12 protein-coding genes and 1 tRNA gene are annotated in these 15,278 nt (G+C 58.5%); 2 read left to right on the top strand and 11 right to left on the bottom strand.

Annotation, left to right across the window (positions count from 1 at the left end; translation table 11 throughout):
• Window positions 1–20 precede the first annotated feature (20 nt).
• Window positions 21–1,034 carry an SMP-30/gluconolactonase/LRE family protein gene (locus HSW_RS07855; protein ID WP_044001487.1) on the top strand — a complete coding sequence of 338 codons (1,014 nt, stop codon included), beginning with the start codon at window positions 21–23 and terminating at the stop codon, window positions 1,032–1,034.
• A 7-nt stretch (window positions 1,035–1,041) separates the two neighbouring features.
• Here HSW_RS07855 and HSW_RS07850 read toward each other — a convergent pair whose 3' ends face one another.
• Complete coding sequence (locus HSW_RS07850) at window positions 1,042–1,392, bottom strand: DUF3140 domain-containing protein (RefSeq protein WP_044001486.1); 351 nt, start codon at window positions 1,390–1,392, stop codon at window positions 1,042–1,044.
• Window positions 1,393–1,564: 172 nt separating this feature from the next.
• Between HSW_RS07850 and HSW_RS07845 the strand changes: the two genes are divergently transcribed.
• Window positions 1,565–2,860: a flavin monoamine oxidase family protein gene (locus tag HSW_RS07845; protein WP_044001485.1), complete on the top strand. Its 1,296-nt coding sequence runs from the start codon at window positions 1,565–1,567 to the stop codon at window positions 2,858–2,860.
• 267 nt (window positions 2,861–3,127) lie between these two features.
• On the opposite strand, the gene HSW_RS07840 is transcribed toward HSW_RS07845, so the two are convergent.
• From HSW_RS07840 to HSW_RS07795, 10 genes are all read right to left on the bottom strand, one after another.
• Window positions 3,128–3,316 carry a hypothetical protein gene (locus HSW_RS07840; RefSeq protein WP_044001484.1) on the bottom strand — a complete coding sequence of 63 codons (189 nt, stop codon included), beginning with the start codon at window positions 3,314–3,316 and terminating at the stop codon, window positions 3,128–3,130.
• Window positions 3,317–3,598: 282 nt separating this feature from the next.
• Window positions 3,599–4,648, bottom strand: coding sequence for an aspartate--ammonia ligase (gene asnA, locus HSW_RS07835; protein WP_316931415.1), 1,050 nt, complete (start codon window positions 4,646–4,648; stop codon window positions 3,599–3,601).
• 429 nt (window positions 4,649–5,077) lie between these two features.
• The gene (locus tag HSW_RS22650; protein WP_052346232.1) at window positions 5,078–5,791 is read right to left on the bottom strand and encodes a PD-(D/E)XK nuclease-like domain-containing protein; all 714 of its coding nucleotides are present in this window, start codon (window positions 5,789–5,791) and stop codon (window positions 5,078–5,080) included.
• A gap of 233 nt (window positions 5,792–6,024) precedes the next feature.
• Window positions 6,025–7,170, bottom strand: coding sequence for an NADP(+)-dependent, decarboxylating phosphogluconate dehydrogenase (locus HSW_RS07825; protein WP_262489409.1), 1,146 nt, complete (start codon window positions 7,168–7,170; stop codon window positions 6,025–6,027).
• Complete coding sequence (locus tag HSW_RS07820) at window positions 7,098–7,718, bottom strand: cyclase family protein (RefSeq protein WP_044001482.1); 621 nt, start codon at window positions 7,716–7,718, stop codon at window positions 7,098–7,100. The genes HSW_RS07825 and HSW_RS07820 overlap by 73 nt, the downstream gene beginning before the upstream one ends.
• 76 nt (window positions 7,719–7,794) lie before the next feature.
• Window positions 7,795–10,440, bottom strand: a complete 2,646-nt coding sequence (locus HSW_RS07815) for an MGH1-like glycoside hydrolase domain-containing protein (protein WP_044001481.1) — start codon at window positions 10,438–10,440, stop codon at window positions 7,795–7,797.
• 122 nt (window positions 10,441–10,562) lie between these two features.
• On the bottom strand, window positions 10,563–11,381 hold the full coding sequence (locus HSW_RS07810; RefSeq protein WP_044001480.1) for an SDR family oxidoreductase: 819 nt from the start codon (window positions 11,379–11,381) through the stop codon (window positions 10,563–10,565).
• Window positions 11,382–11,561: 180 nt separating this feature from the next.
• Window positions 11,562–11,637 (bottom strand) — tRNA-Lys (locus tag HSW_RS07805).
• A gap of 355 nt (window positions 11,638–11,992) precedes the next feature.
• Window positions 11,993–13,732: a M3 family oligoendopeptidase gene (locus HSW_RS07800; protein ID WP_052346230.1), complete on the bottom strand. Its 1,740-nt coding sequence runs from the start codon at window positions 13,730–13,732 to the stop codon at window positions 11,993–11,995.
• A gap of 267 nt (window positions 13,733–13,999) precedes the next feature.
• Entirely contained in the window at window positions 14,000–15,109 is a 1,110-nt protein-coding gene (locus HSW_RS07795; protein ID WP_044001479.1) for a ferredoxin--NADP reductase, read from the bottom strand.
• Window positions 15,110–15,278: the final 169 nt, after the last annotated feature.

The following is a 15,278-nucleotide window of genomic DNA, read 5'->3' as shown; positions in this document are numbered from 1 at the left end:
TTTTATCCTCCGCCCTGCTTATGCGTTTTTCCTTTCTCGCTGCCGCTTTCCTGCTGCCTTTGCTGGCATCGGCGCAAGCCCCGCGCTTCACGACCATCGGCCGCGTAGTGGCCCAGACACCCGCCTTCGACCGGCTCATAGCTCCCGGTACGCCCATCGAAATTGTGGCCTCGGGCCTGAGCCACTCGGAAGGCCCAGTGTGGGTACCCGACAGTACCATGCTGCTGTTTTCCGACGCGCCCACCCGCATCATTTATCGGTGGTCGGCTGCGCAGGGCAAGAGTACGTTTCTGGCCGGCAGCGGCTACACCGGCCGTATGCCCTACGGCAAAGAGCCCGGCACCAACGGCCTCGCGCTGGACGTGCAGGGCAACCTGCTGCTGGCCGAGCACGGCGACCGGCGCGTGGCCGTGTTGCCGCTAGGACAGCCCGGTGGCAAACGCACCCTCACCGATGCCTTTGAGGGTCGCCGCTACAACAGCCCGAACGATGTGGTAGCCCACCCCAACGGTTCAATCTACTTCACCGACCCACCCTACGGCCTGCCCCAGCAAGCCCAGAGCACCCTGCGTGAGCAGCCCGGCAGCTATGTGTACCGCCGTAGCGCCAAGGGCACCGTCACCCACGAAATAACCGACCTGACCCTGCCCAACGGCCTGGCCCTGACCGCCGACGGCCGCAACCTGTTCGTTTCGCAGTCCGATTCGCTACGGCCTGTGTTGATGATGTACCCGGTGCGCGGTAACGGCAAGTTGGGAGCCGGCCGGGTGTTTTTCGACATGCAGCCGCTGCCCCGCCAGCCCAAAGAAGTACCCGATGGCCTGAAACTGGACCGCGCCGGCAACGTGTGGGCCACCGGGCACGGGGGCTTGGTCGTCATTTCGCCACAGGGTCAGCATCTGGGCACTATTGAGGTGGGCGAAGTCATTTCCAACTGTGCCTGGGGCGACGACGGCAGTACCCTGTATTTCACGGCGGGCTCCTTCGTATGCCGCGTCAAAACCCTAGTGCAGGGCACTACCGGCGGACGCTGAGTGGCAACTACTTTTTCAGCGGGTCGTGGCCCCAGTTCATCAGCGAATAGCGCCAATGTGAGGTTTCCACGTCTTTTTTATCGTGCGGACCCTGGGCTAGGTGGCGGCTGATGTAGCTGTGCACCTTGTGCATATGGGCTTCGTCACCGGCCGTGAGGTCGGCCTTTTTCTTGTGCAAGATCCGGATGATCTTCTCGCCCGAGTGGTGGCCGATGCTGGTTCCGTCACCGCTATCCTGTCCCACGGATTTCGATTCCTCGGTTTTCAGCCATTTCTCCAGCTCGGCAGCCGTCATATTTACCTCTTTTTTGAAGTCGGCGTAGATGTCGGCTGATGGGTCGTTTGCTTTGGTTGCCATAGTCAGAATGCAAGGGTAATGGATGAATTTGGTGCTTGATAAAGCGTTTTTTCAACGAAACCAGTTGCCGAGCCGTTGTCAGCCGAGCTGTATTTCCCCAAATCCTGTTACTACAGTTTGCCCAACTCTGGCGGCTACTCTCATGCTGCGCGGGTGCGTAGCTTTGTCCACTATGATTTCCGATATTCTGATTCTGGGGGCCGGCGCGGCCGGCCTTCTGGCGGCCCGCAACCTGGCCCGGGCCGGCCGGCGCGTCACGGTGCTGGAGGCCCGTTCCCGCCCTGGCGGCCGCATTCACACGCTTGCTGCGGAAGCCGGTTTTTCTGCGCCCACCGAAGCCGGGGCCGAGTTTCTGCACGGCGACGTGCCGCTGACCCGACAGCTCCTTCAGGAATACGGCATCACCTGGCTTGCTACCGCCGGTACCACCTACGAGGTAACTGATGGTCAGGCCCGCCCCGCCGAGTCGTTTCTGGATGACATGCCCCTGCTGCTGTCAAAGCTTCACAGTCTGCCGCACGATATGCCGCTTACGGAGTTTCTGGCGCAGTATTTCCCCGGCAACGACCACCAGATACTACGCGAGCAGGTCATTCGCTTTGCTGAGGGCTATGATGCTGCCGACGCCCATCGGGCCAGCGCCTTCGCCCTCCGCGACGAGTGGAGCGGCACCGGGGCCGAAGATTCGCCCCGGCCCGTGGGCGGGTACGCTGGGCTGATAGCCGGACTGGTGCGCGACCTGCAAGCCGCTGGTGGCCAATTACTGCTGGCTACGCAGGCTGAACGCATTGTGTGGCAGCCCGGACAGGTTACGGTGCAGTGTACGGATGGGCGCCGGTTTCAGGCCCCACAGCTGCTTATTGCGGTACCACTGGGCATCTGGCAGGCTAAAAGCGGGCAACCGGGCCACCTGCTGCTACAACCCGAGCTACCTACTCACCGGGCGGCGGCGCAGGAACTGGGCTTTGGAGCCGTCATTAAATTCCTGCTTGAGTTCGATGAGCCGCTGTGGGAATCCGCGCTTCATGGCCCTACGCAACCGCTCCCTGACCTTGGTTTTCTGTTCTCCGATGCCGCCGTACCTACCTGGTGGAGTCAGTACCCCAGCTCCCGGCCCTTGCTCACCGGCTGGCTGGCCGGCCCGGCGGCCTCTCAGCGCCGCCATCTTACCGCTGACAACCTATTAGCGGAAGCTCTCACCTCGTTGGCCTATCTGCTGCGCACCACCCCCGACTTCCTGCGTCAGCACCTGCGGGCCCACCACATCGTCAACTGGGCAGCCGATCCGCTGGCCCTGGGTGCTTATGCCTACTCTACCATTGGAGCGGCGGAGGCCCGCGCGGCCCTGGCTACCAGTGTGGCCGACACCCTGTTTATTGCCGGGGAAGGCGTGTACGACGGCCCGTATATCGGTACCGTAGAAGCAGCCCTCGTCAGCGGAGCCGAGGCTGCTGCACGCCTAGCGTAAGCTTAGCAGCTACTTCACAGTAACACTCAACGGCCCCTTTCTGCTGGCAGAAAGGGGCCGTTGAGTGTTAAATCATGGCTTAGAATTAGTGCCGGTCGTTGCGGTGCTGGGCTTCCCAGCGGGCTTTTTCAGCAGCCGTTACCCGGTGGTTTTTGTCGTAACCATAGTTGGTACTCCGATCATTCCGGTAGTCTTGGCGGTCATTGTCCCGACGGCTGTTGTCGCGCCGGTCATCGTCGCGCCGGTCGTTTTTGCGGCGTAGGGCTTCTAGCGAGCTTTTTCAGCATTGGAGAGGCGACGGTCCTTATCGTATCCGTCGTTGTGGTCGTTGCGACGTTCATCATCATCGTGCAACGCTACTATCGCCTTGCCAGCTACCGGAGCGGCCGTAGCCAGGTTGCTGGCACTGAACAGAAGAACAAAGGCACTGGCAATTGAAAGCAGGGAAGTTTTCATGGTCTGTTGAAGAAAGAAGGTGGAAGAAAATAGCCGTTTCCGAATCAGGATTGGGCTTTTTGCAAATTCAAGCGCTTGCCAAACCATCTTGCAAGCCCGGTGCCGAATCTGGTCAGATACTCCGCAAGCCGCTGTTTATTCTACCAATCCCCTGATTTCTTCCGCTAGTTCCCGCTAATCATCCTTCCGAAATGCAAACCGGTCACAAAAAAGGGCGGAGAAGCTACGGCCGCCAAACCTGCTTCCCCGCCCTGCTGCCGAAGGCAGCAATTTCGGCCGTGCCTACAGCAGCCCTATCCCGGCCTCAGCCAGCTCGGCACGCACCGAATCCGACCAGATGCTTACCTGCACTTCACCAATGTGGCCTTTGCGCAGCATAAACATGCATACCCGGCTCTGTCCAATACCCCCACCGATGCTCTGGGGCAGTTCATCCTTCAGCAGCCGTGCGTGGAACGACAGTTCCTGCCGGTCTTCGCAGCCGCGCAGGGCCAGCTGGCGCACCAGCGCGTGCTTATCCACCCGAATACCCATTGATGATACCTCAAACGCAGTTTGCAGTACCGGATGCCACAGCAGAATATCGCCGTTGAGGCCATAGTAGCCGCTTTCCGTTTCGGTGCTCCAGTCGTCGTAGTCGGGGGCGCGGCCGTCGTGGGGCTCACCGTGGCTTAGCTCACCCCCAATACCCATCAGGAATACGGCACCGTACTGCTTCACGGCCTCGTGTTCCCGCTCCTTGGGGGTAAGCGCGGGATATTGCTTCAGCAGATCCTCGGCGTGCAGGAAGGTGATTTTGCCGGGCAGCACGGGCGTAATTTCCGGGTACTCGGCCGTTACGCGGGTTTCTGTCGTTTTCAATGCCTCATAAATCCGCTCCACGGTGGCCTTCAGAAACTCCGACGTACGCTGTTTGGGGGTGATGTGCTTTTCCCAATCCCACTGATCCACGTAAATGGAATGAATGGGTGAATACTCCTCATCCGGACGCAGCGCGCGCATATCGGTCAGTAAACCTTTACCGGCCTCAATGCCCAACTCCTGCAGACGCACCCGTTTCCATTTGGCTAGGGAGTGCACCACCACTGCCCGGCGCTCATCCAGGGCTTTGATGGGAAACCCAACGGGCCGCTCAACACCGTTCAGGTCGTCGTTGATGCCAGTGCCATCCAGTACCGCAATTGGCGACGACACTTTGCTGAGGTGCAGCTGCGCGCTTAATTCGCGGGCGAAAACATCCTTTACAAAGCCAATAGCTACTTCCGTTTTTAATAATTCCTGCGCGGTCATGTGATTGTTTTTTATGGTTTTCAGAAAGGTTTTTATTTTCAAAAAGGCACACGGGTTTCCTGCTCCCCGATGGGAGTTTTTCAAAAATTCGAAAATTATCTGCGCATAGGAATTAGGCTACTCATCCGGTGGCATCGAAAGCTAAACCGGTACCGCAGGCACAAAAAAAAGCCTTCCGAATGTGGAAGGCTTTAAAAGGCAATCAGTTATTGATTTACCGTTTCTCCAAAGGAGCAATAGCCTTCCAGGCCCGAATAAGATTATTATTCGAGTTATTATTCTGGAGATTATTGCGGAAATGACGCATGGTCGAAGTCAGTTTTTCGTCAGATGTACTGCAAGTATAGCAGATGAAATTTAAACAACCAAAATCAATGGCATTTATTTTTCATACAGTAATTAATTACCGGAGCAGTAATTGCGCAATTTTGTTGCCTTGTGCAGTCTATACGGCTGTTCGAAGGAAAACGTTTACTCCTCTCCCGTCAGGGCGGCCCGCACCTCGCGCACGGCCTGTACTACCGAAAGCGGCACCGGTGCCTCCGGCTGCAGCAGATGGAGCAGCCGCAGGTATTTGGCGCGGCCTTCATTACGCAGCAGCGGCGGTACCTCGTACACAAACACCTTGAACGGCTCCACTTTCTGCACGCCTACCAGCAAAAACCGGTCAGCCTGCAGGGCGTCGGCGTAGAAGGCGGCCTGCCGGTCGTAATCATAGCCAGAACACTGCTCCACAAAGTGGTTATGGTCACGGGCCATGGTAGTCTTGAAGTCTACCACGGTGTAGGGCTGGCCGGGCTGGTTTACCACCAAGTCGGCGCGGAGCTTGCAGAGTGTGTTGGTCACGGGTTCGGTGAAAATGCAGCTGGGCTCCGGAATACCGTTTTCCAGCAGGGCATTTACTTCCGGGTTCAGCTTCACGCCTTCCACCATCCACCACACCAGCGTGTCATTAATCCCCGGCTCTCCGGGCTGGTACAGGTCGGGCTCCAGCAGCGCCGTATGGAAGGCCGTGCCGAGCCCGAGGGCTCCGCCAACACTAGTATGGGGCCGGGGGGGCCGGCCATTCAGAGCATCACGCAGGCGCGACAAATCGGAATTGGCAATAGCCGGCAGGGCGCGGTAATCATCGTAGGGGATGCGCAGCAGGTCGGGGCGGGCAGGGGTAGTAGTTGCTTCAGTCACGTAAAAAGAACAACGGAGCCCTGAAAAAGGCTCCGGAAAGAAAGGGCAAGTCGTTTTCGTAAGGGAGTATACGGCTTTTTTTTGAAAACCCGGGCAGCGGGCCATGCACTGCGTCGGCTCCGCATACCGGCCCAGCGAATTCCCCCGCGCCCTTGCCATAGATACGGTTGTGGTTGCTGGCTTTGCTTGTACGCGGAGCTGGCGCTTCGTGGCAAATTATACGCTATGGCTGTCTATTGATGGCTGCCGGGCTCCTGGTTGGCCCGTTCGCCGGTTTCCGGCGGCATTTCGTACTCGCCCACGCGGCCGTATTGCCGTTCGCGCTGCAGGCCCTTGTCCTCGCCGTAGGGGTGGCCGCCGAACCCGTGACGCATCATGGCAATGGATTTCGCCCAGGTAGGCTCTTTGTCGCGGGAAGTGAACAGTTGCATAACCGACTGCGTGATGACCGGAATGGGCACTTCCATGTGCAGGGCATCGGCCACCAGCCAGTTTACCTCGCCAGTGTCCTCAATGTAGCTGGGCACGTTGAAGCCACCTTCTTCGTCATACATCTTCTTCATCAACTCCACCAGCCAGCTGCGCACCACCGAGCCATTGTTCCACAGGCCCAGAATGGCACTGATATCCAGCTTTTCGCGGAAGTGTGTGAGCAGACCCATTCCCTCGCCAATAGCCTGCAGCATCCCGAACTCGATGCCGTTGTGCACCAGCTTTACGTAGTGGCCGGTGCCGGCGGGGCCGGTGTGCAAAAAACCATCGGGCACGGAGGTTTCCACGAAAAAATCTTTGAGCTGACCGACCGCCGCATCCTCGCCGCCCACCATATAGCAGGCGCCGGTACGGGCCCCGCCAGGGCCGCCACTGGTACCGCAGTCAATGAAGTACAGGCCCTGCTCCCGCAAGCGCGCCGCCCGCCGAATGGAGTCACCCCAGTACGAGTTGCCGCCATCCACAATAATGTCGCCTTCTTCCAGATGCGGCTGCAGCTGTGCAATGAGCCCATCCACGGCAGCCCCGGCCGGAATGTAAAGAAACACCTTGCGCGGCCGCTGCAGCTGCTTCACCAACTCTTCAATACTGGCCACTACGTGCAGATTTTCCGTTTCCAGGTCCGGGCGCGGATGAATATCGAGGCCCATCACCGGGTATCCTTTCTCAGCGGCCTGGCGGGCCAGACCGGCTCCCATTTTGCCCAGACCAATAACTCCAATTTGCGTTTTGCTCATGTTGTTGAGGGAAATTGTACGATGTAAGATTGAGCGGGTGGGATTGGGCAGGATAGAACGGAAAGATAACTTCAGCCTTAGGCCGGCAGTTTTCGGGCAATGACGCGGGCGGGAGCCCCATCGGCCCCGGCAATTTTCAGGGGCAGGCAAATCATGTCGTATTCACCCGGTTCCAGCTGTTGCAGGGCCAGGCCTTCGATAATACTAATGCCTGCTTCCAGTAGAATATGGTGGGTGTCGGCCGGCCCCACAGAAAGGTAATCGACGCCCACACACACCACGCCCCGGTCGCGCAGCCAGGTGGCGGCATCGGCCCGTACTCGCACGAAATCGGGGTCGAAGGGCTGGGTGGCCCACTCACGGCGGGAGTTGCGGGTTTTGAACAGGACGCGGCTGCCGGACTCCAGTTGCAAGTGCTCGATTTCGGCTTTGGTGATAAACTGCTCATGCTGAATTTCCACCACCAGTGCCGGCCCTATCAGCGTCTGCAGATCGAGACGGGTAATGTCGTCGCCATCGGCCAGGAAGTGCAGCGGCGCATCTACGTGGGTGGCCGTATGAACGCTCAGGCTCATTTCCGTTACGTTGGCAGCGTCGCCGGCGGCAATACTCAGCGTCTTTTTGATGTGAACCGGCGCATTATCGGGCCAGTAGGCCATGCCGTCGGAGATGGTAGTCGTAAGATCAAGCCAGGACATAGGAGGTTGGTTTTGGGTGGTTGGGCAATGGCTTCTGAGTAGTAGATGACACTATTACTCAGAGGCCATTGCCCGTTTATTCTTCCAGAGGCCGAGGATGCAGCAGCTTGGCAATGAGCCCCGTCCAACCGGTCTGATGACTGGCCCCGAGGCCCGCCCCGGTATCTCCATGGAAGTACTCGTGAAACAACAGGTAATCCCGGAAGTGGGGATCGTTCTGCTGCTGCTTATCCTGACCGAAGCAGGGCCGCTGCCCTTCCGCGTTGCGCAGAAACAGGCCGGTAAGCCGCTCGGTAAGGGCCTGAGCAATTTCCTGCAATGTGCAGTAGCGGCCTGTCCCGGTCGGGTATTCCACCTTGAACTCGGGGCCGTAGTAGTGATAGAACCGTTGCAGCGACTCAATGAGCAGGAAGTTCATCGGCATCCAGACGGGGCCGCGCCAGTTGCTGTTGCCGCCAAACAGGGAAGTGCCCGATTCCGCCGGCTCATAGCTGACGACGGCATTCAGCCCACCATCTCGCTGAAACACGAACGGATGCTCCAGGTGGTAGCGCGACAACGCCCGTACGCCATGTTCCGAGAGGAATTCAGCCTCGTCCAGCATCCGGCGCAGCAGCAGCTTCATGCGGTGGCCGCGCAGTAGGCTCAGCAAATGCCGCTGACCCTTGCCCGGCTCCTGCCAGCGGCTCACCAGGGCCGCCAACTCGGGCCGGTTGTCCAGAAACCAGTTGAGCCGGCGCACGAAGCGCGGCATATCCTGCAGGGCATCGGTGTCCAGCACCTCCACGGCAAACAGCGGAATCAGACCCACCATGGAGCGAAGGCGCAACGGAAACCGGCCGTTTTCGGGCGTATTCAGCACATCGTAGTAGAACCCGTCTTCGTCATCCCACATGTCAATCTGCTGATCGGCCATGTTGCCCATGGCGTGGGCGATGTAGAGGAAATGCTCGAAGAACTTGCTGGCCATGTCCTGATACACTGGGTTGGTGCGGGCCAGTTCCAAGGCAATGCGCATCATATTGAGGGCAAACATGGCCATCCAGGCGGTGCCGTCGGCCTGCTCCATATAGCCGCCGGTAGGTAGCGGGGCACTCCTATCGAACACGCCGATGTTATCCAAGCCCAGAAAGCCGCCCTCAAATACGTTGTGGTTGTGCCGGTCTTTGCGGTTCACCCACCACGTAAAGTTGAGTAGCAACCGGTGAAACATGCTTTCCAGAAAAGCCGTGTCGCGCTGTCCGCGCTGCTTCTGATCCATCTTGTATACCCGCCAGGTGGCCCAGGCATGCACCGGCGGGTTCACGTCTTCCAGCTTCCACTCGTAGGCCGGCAGCTGGCCATTGGGGTGCATGTACCAATCTTGGCACAACAGCCGGAGCTGGTTCTTGGCAAAATCGACATCCACCATGGCCAGCGGAATGCAATGGAAGGCCAAATCCCAGGCCGCATACCACGGATACTCCCACTTATCGGGCATGGAAATAATGTCGGCGTTATTAAGGTGAGGCCAGGTATGGTTGCGGCCCTGCCGACGGTTAGCGGGAGGCTTAGGAAAAGCAGGGTCACCCTTCAGCCACTCCGCCACATCGTAGTAATAAAACTGCTTGCTCCAGAGCATGCCGGCCAGGGCCTGCCGCTGCACGTTGCGGGCATCGGGGTTGTCGATGCCGGTTTGCAGCGCCAGATAATACGCATCGGCTTCCGCTTTACGCTGACCAAGAATAGCAGTAAACTCCGCAAACGGCTCCTGCAGGCCCGGAGCCGCCAACCGCACCCGCACCGTGCGGCTTTCGCCGGCCGGTATGCTCAACTGGTAATGCACCGCTACTTTGGTGCCCTGCTGCGCCGGGTTTACCGCCTCCTGGTGTCCGTGTAGCAGGTAGTCGTTGATACCATCTTTGGAGAAATCTGCCGCGTTGGGGGCTCCGTACAGCCGTTGGGCATTGGTTTCGTTGTCGCAGAATAGCAGAGTGGCCGGCTGCTTATCGGGCTGGTCGTAGTACAGGGCCAGCGGCGGCAGGCTGCTATGGTCCAGGTGTACGGCCCCCGCGTTGGTACCATCCAGCTGAGGCCGATAAGCAGCGTATCCCCAGGCCCAGGTGTTGCGAAACCAGAGCTGCGGCAACACATGCAGCGGTGCTTCCTGCGCGCCCCGGTTATGTACCGTAATCTGCAGCAACAGGTCTTCAGGACCCGCTTTGGCGTACTCCAGAAAGATATCGAAATACCGGTCCTCCTTGAAAATGCAGGTATCCGCCAGCTCAAACTCCGGTTTCTGGCGGCCCCGGCGGGCGTTTTCCTGTACCAGCCAGTCGTACGGAAACGCGTGCTGCGGATACTTGTACAGCATCCGCATGTAGCTGTGCGTAGGAGTGTTATCGAGGTAGTAATAGTGCTCCTTCACGTCTTCGCCGTGGTTGCCTTCCGGTCCGCTCAGCCCGAACAGCCGCTCCTTAAGAATGGCATCCTGCCCGTTCCAGAACGCAGGAGCCAGACACAGGAACTGCTTCTCGTCGCAGATGCCCCCAATGGCCTCTTCCCCCCACCGATACGCATAGCTGCGGGCCATATCGTGGGTGGTGTACGTCCAGGGCTGTTCGTCGGCGGAGTAGTCTTCCCGCACCGTTCCCCACTGCCGTTCCGACACATATGGCCCGAACCGGTGCCATGCGGCTTGTCCGTCCCGGGCTTCCTGCTGCCGCTGCTGTTCTTCCGTCATCCTTGCTCAGTTACCAATTGCGTGTATGAGTTGGGGGTTACCAGTTGCCTGTCAGGGGTTGCACATTGGAGCTGTTCTGCCGGGAACTCACAACCAGTAATCGGCAACCCATAACTGACGCCTCAACCGTTATCGGCGAAGCCCGGGTACAGCGTCATGCCGCCATCGGCGAACAGGGTGGTTCCCGTCACGTAGTCTGACTCGTCGGAAGCCAACCATACGGCCACTTTGCCAATATCGGCGGGCTCCCCGATCCGGCCGTAGGGAATGAGAGTAAGCAGGCTTTTCTCTTCTTCCGGCGTGTCGCGCGCCTCTCGGTTGATGGGCGTGGCAATGGCTCCCGGTCCGATGCTGTTCACGCGGATGCGTTGCGGAGCCAGCTCCTGCGCCATACTCTTCATAAGCTGCATAATCCCGCCTTTGCTTACAGCGTAGTTGACGTGGCCCGCCCACGGAATCACCTCATGCACCGAGCTCATGCAGATAATCTTGCCCGTCGCCCGCGAGATTTCCGGCTGCGGGCCCCGGCGCACAAACTCGCGGGCAGCTTCCCGGGCACACAGAAACTGCCCCGTCAGGTTCACTCCCATCACATTTTCCCACTGTTCCAGCGTCATCTCCAGAAACGGGGCATCGTCCTGAATACCGGAGTTATTCACCAGAATGTGCAACGTGCCGCACTGCTTCCGGATCTGCTCGAACATGGCCAGTACCTGCTGCTCTTTGCTGACATCGGCTTGCACAGCAAACGCCTTGCCGCCCGCCTGCTCAATTTCCTTTACTACTGCTGCCGCGCCGTCGGCACTATGCGAGTAGTTCACAAAAACGGTGGCACCTTCCGCAGCTAAGGCCAGCGCCACGCCTGCCCCGATACCGGAGCTGCCGCCCGTTACCAGGGCAATTTGGTTTGTCAGTCGTTGCGGAATTGCGGGAGTTGCCATATAGCTCAGGATGAAAGGTTTCCCTACTAGACTCCCAAGCGTCGGCTTTAGTTACATGAATTTATAATGAAGAACTGATTATCAATAACTTACCTGATAAATAATTTACTTATTGCCATCTTGCCGACACCCGCGGAAACTCTAAAACGAAAAAAGCCCTGTCGTATCCGACAAGGCTTTTGGTGATCCCGCTGGGATTCGAACCCAGGACCCATACATTAAAAGTGTATTGCTCTACCAGCTGAGCTACAGAATCAGTTCCCACTTCGTTGAGCCAATTGCTTTTTAGAAGGGAGTGCAAAAGTAGACATCACATTTCACCTGTGCAATGCCAGCACTCATTTATTCGACATGCCATGCATAATACCCTGATTACCAAATACAATATTTTTCATTTCTACTACCTTTCACCGGTTTCATTTGGCACAGGTATTTTTTTAGGCTGATGCAACCCATGGTCAGTGTTTCAGATCATACGACTACCAACTGCCCTATTCCCGTGTTTCCCTTCAGGTGATTCGTAGGTATTTATGCTTGTGCTATACTAGAAACGGCCAGCGGGAGTATATCCGGCTGGCCGTTTTTTGCTTTTCTCACATAACTCAGCCCATTCAGAGCTTCGCCATTTCGTCGCGCACAAAATCGGCGAGGGTGCGCAGATACTCCGTACTAAAATCGAAGCGGATGCCAGCGGCGGCGTAAATATCGCCAATGGGGGCGGTATAACCCAGGGCCAGGGCGCGTTGGTAGCCGGCCAAGGCCACCTGCGGGTTCTGGCGGAAGTTGCGCCACACAGCAATAGCACCCAACTGCGCCATAGCATATTCGATGTAGTAAAACGGCACTTCGTAGAGATGCAGTTGCTTCTGCCAGAGGTAGGGCTTTACCTGCTCCAGACTCTGCCAGCTTACGGTACGCTGGTTGAACTCATCGAACAGCTGCGTCCAGTGCTGGTGGCGCTCCTGCTCGGTGTGCTGTGGGTTTTCGTAGATCCAGTGCTGAAACTTGTCGATAGTAGCTACCCACGGGAAGGTTTCCAGCACGCTCTCTAAGTGAGTCTTTTTGGCGCGGCGCAGCTCCTCACTGTCCGTAAAAAACACGTCCCAATGGTCCATGCTGATCAGCTCCATGCTCATGGAAGCCAGTTCGGCTACTTCGGAGGGCGGATGCTTATCGGCACTGAGCGGCAGACGGCGCGTAAGGAAGCTATGCACCGCGTGGCCGCCTTCGTGCAACATCGTCACCACGTCGCGCAGGGAGCTAGTGGCATTCATAAAGATGAACGGCACGCCGGTTTCATCGAGCGGGTAGTTATAGCCGCCGGGGGCTTTTCCCTTTCGGCTTTCCAGGTCGAGGTTGCCCATCTGGCGCATGGTGCGCAGGCACTGCCCCAGAAAGGGGTCTAGGCGGTCGAATACCGTGACGGTTTTCTCCAGCAGCTCCTCCCCCGTTTCGAAGGGTCGCAACGGCGGCTGGCCGGAGGGGTCCACATCCAGGTCCCAGGGACGCAGCTCGGCTAACTCCAGATCCTGACGACGCTCCAAATCGAGGTCATCGATGAGGGGCACCACGGTTTCGCGGATGGCGCGGTGAAATTCCAGCGTATCCTGAGGCGTATAATCGAACCGGCCCAAGGCCGCGAACATATAGTCGCGGAAATTGGCGAAGCCGGCATTTACGGCCACTTGGTGGCGCAGGCCAATGAGGCTGGTGAACAGCTCATCCAGCGGTTTGGCATCCTGCAGACGCCGCGCCTGGATGGCCCGCCAAGCCTCTTCCCGCACCGCGCGGTCGGGACTTTTGAGGCGGTCGGCGGCGCGGGGCAACGTTATTTCCTCGCCATCCAGCGTCACCGTCATAGCCCCGGCAATGGCGGCGTATTGCTGCTGCTGGGTGCTGATTTCGGTTTTCAGCGGAATGTTCTCGGCCCGGTAGATATCCAGCGCCTGCTTCACCGAACGAATAAATATGCGGTAACGGGCCGGATCGAGGCCGGGGAGAAACTCCGAGGCCATCATCTTTTCGTTGAGGGCGTGGTCGTACGGAGCTACGTTGGGTTCTATTTCGCTCACGAAATACTGAAAAGCCTCGCTCCGCCCCTGGTCCTGCGTGTCGCAGGTCATGCGGATGTAACGCCAGGCCAAGTCCTCACTCAGTACCGATTCCAACTCTGAGCGGTTGAGCAGCCACTGCTCCAGCTCATTGGCCGAGTGGATGGACCGGTCCCGCAGCTCCTGAAAGTACGGCTCAATGGCAGCCCAATCAGTCACAGTGAAGGATTCGGGCAGAAAATGTCGGGGCGGACGCAGCGTATCAGTCGCCAGGTCGGCCGTGGGAGCAGAGTTGGTCATGAGTAGATCAAAGGAGGAAATAGCCAGCGGGTGGCCTGAAAGAATAGTACCGCAAACACCCCCATCAGGTTAGGCTGAAAGCAGAAGTTATGCACCATTTGCCTGACGGCCGACCAGAACCGTGCCAGCCGCCGCAATTTTCTTTGTTGGCAGAGTCCGGAGCAGATTTGCCAGTGCAAAAAGCAGAAAGGCCACCGGAACCTACTATTCCGGTGACCTTTTTTCTCAGGCAGCTAAGTAAAATGTCAGATAACTATGTCCGCCAGCCTAACCAATTTCAATCACCACGTCATTGGTGAGCGGATGGCCCACGCAAGTCAGCACGTAGCCCTGCTTCATTTCGGAATCAGATAGTCCTTCGCTTTCATCCAAGTGGACTTTGCCGGACAGACACTTGCCCCGGCAGGCCGTGCACAGGCCAGCCTGGCAGCTATAGGGCAGATCAATATCCTGGTCAAGGGCAGCTTCCAGGATGGTCTGGCTGGGCTCTACGGCAAACTGATACTCCGAGCCCTCATACTGAATGGTCACGGTGCGCGTAACGGACTGCCCCTCATCGTCGGCGGCCGACACATCGCCATGGCCGTTAGGCTGGGCGGCGGCCGCTTCGGCCGATTCAGCGGCAGCCACGAAACTCTCGCGGCGGATGCGGCTGGCCGGCACGCCCAGCAGTTCCAAGGCAGACTGGGCTTCCACCATCATGCCATCGGGTCCGCAGAGGAAGTACTCGGCCTGCGGGGCCGGAAACTGGTGGCGCTGCTCCAGAATACGCAGCAGCGTGGTGCGGTTGAGGCGGCCGGTGTGCTTGTGCTCGGCGGAAGGCCGCACGGGCTGGCTGAAAACGTGCTCTACCTGGAAGCGGCCGGCGTACTGCTGCTCCAGCTGTTGTAGCTGGCGGGCAAAAATCACAGAGTCCTCGTTGCGGTTACCGTACACCAGCAGCACGTAGCTCCGGGGTTCGTCGCGCAGCACGGCCTTAAGCATGCTCATCAGCGGCGTAATACCCGAACCGGCACCCACCAGCACCAGGGAGCGGGCCGCGCTTGGCTGGGGCGTGAGCGTAAAATTGCCCAGCGGGGCCATTACTTCCAGCTGCTGGCCCACGCGCACGGTATCCAGCAGATAGTTGCTGACCAGACCACCGGAAACGCGCTTTACCGTGACAGCCAGGCGCGGAGCCTCCGAGGGGGTGCTGCTGAGCGAGTAGGCGCGGCGCTCCTTTTTGCCGCCGGGGCCGCAGGGCAGAATCAGGGTCAGGAACTGGCCGGGCTGGCTGGCTACCGGCTGGCGGTCTGGCCGTTCGAAGTGAATGGTAACGGCGTCAGGCGTTTCCTGGGTCAGCTCAACCACGTTCAGCGTCAGGTAGGGGCTACTCATAGGGCGGGAAAATATCCGGGAGGAATGTCAGAAAGCAAATCAGGCCGCAAAAATACGGGATAATGTGGCGTAGGCAGTAGCTTGCCCCGCGTATAGATTTTTGGGACTGAGCGAAACTGCACGGTCCTGTAAGCAACAGGCAGTCCGTTCTGTTTCGGCTCCGACCTTA

The organism is Hymenobacter swuensis DY53 (assembly GCF_000576555.1).
Taxonomy (GTDB): domain Bacteria; phylum Bacteroidota; class Bacteroidia; order Cytophagales; family Hymenobacteraceae; genus Hymenobacter; species Hymenobacter swuensis.
This window is presented reverse-complemented; position numbering and strand designations above follow the sequence as displayed.

Excerpts from the sequence above, each read along its gene's own strand:
- HSW_RS07855 (WP_044001487.1), top strand. The coding sequence starts at position 21 with ATGCGTTTTTCCTTTCTCGCTGCCGCTTTCCTGCTGCCTTTGCTGGCA.
- HSW_RS07850 (WP_044001486.1), bottom strand. The coding sequence starts at position 1,392 with ATGGCAACCAAAGCAAACGACCCATCAGCCGACATCTACGCCGACTTC.
- HSW_RS07845 (WP_044001485.1), top strand. The coding sequence starts at position 1,565 with ATGATTTCCGATATTCTGATTCTGGGGGCCGGCGCGGCCGGCCTTCTG.
- HSW_RS07840 (WP_044001484.1), bottom strand. The coding sequence starts at position 3,316 with ATGAAAACTTCCCTGCTTTCAATTGCCAGTGCCTTTGTTCTTCTGTTC.
- HSW_RS07820 (WP_044001482.1), bottom strand. The coding sequence starts at position 7,718 with ATGTCCTGGCTTGATCTTACGACTACCATCTCCGACGGCATGGCCTAC.
- HSW_RS07815 (WP_044001481.1), bottom strand. The coding sequence starts at position 10,440 with ATGACGGAAGAACAGCAGCGGCAGCAGGAAGCCCGGGACGGACAAGCC.
- HSW_RS07810 (WP_044001480.1), bottom strand. The coding sequence starts at position 11,381 with ATGGCAACTCCCGCAATTCCGCAACGACTGACAAACCAAATTGCCCTG.
- HSW_RS07800 (WP_052346230.1), bottom strand. The coding sequence starts at position 13,732 with ATGACCAACTCTGCTCCCACGGCCGACCTGGCGACTGATACGCTGCGT.
- HSW_RS07795 (WP_044001479.1), bottom strand. The coding sequence starts at position 15,109 with ATGAGTAGCCCCTACCTGACGCTGAACGTGGTTGAGCTGACCCAGGAA.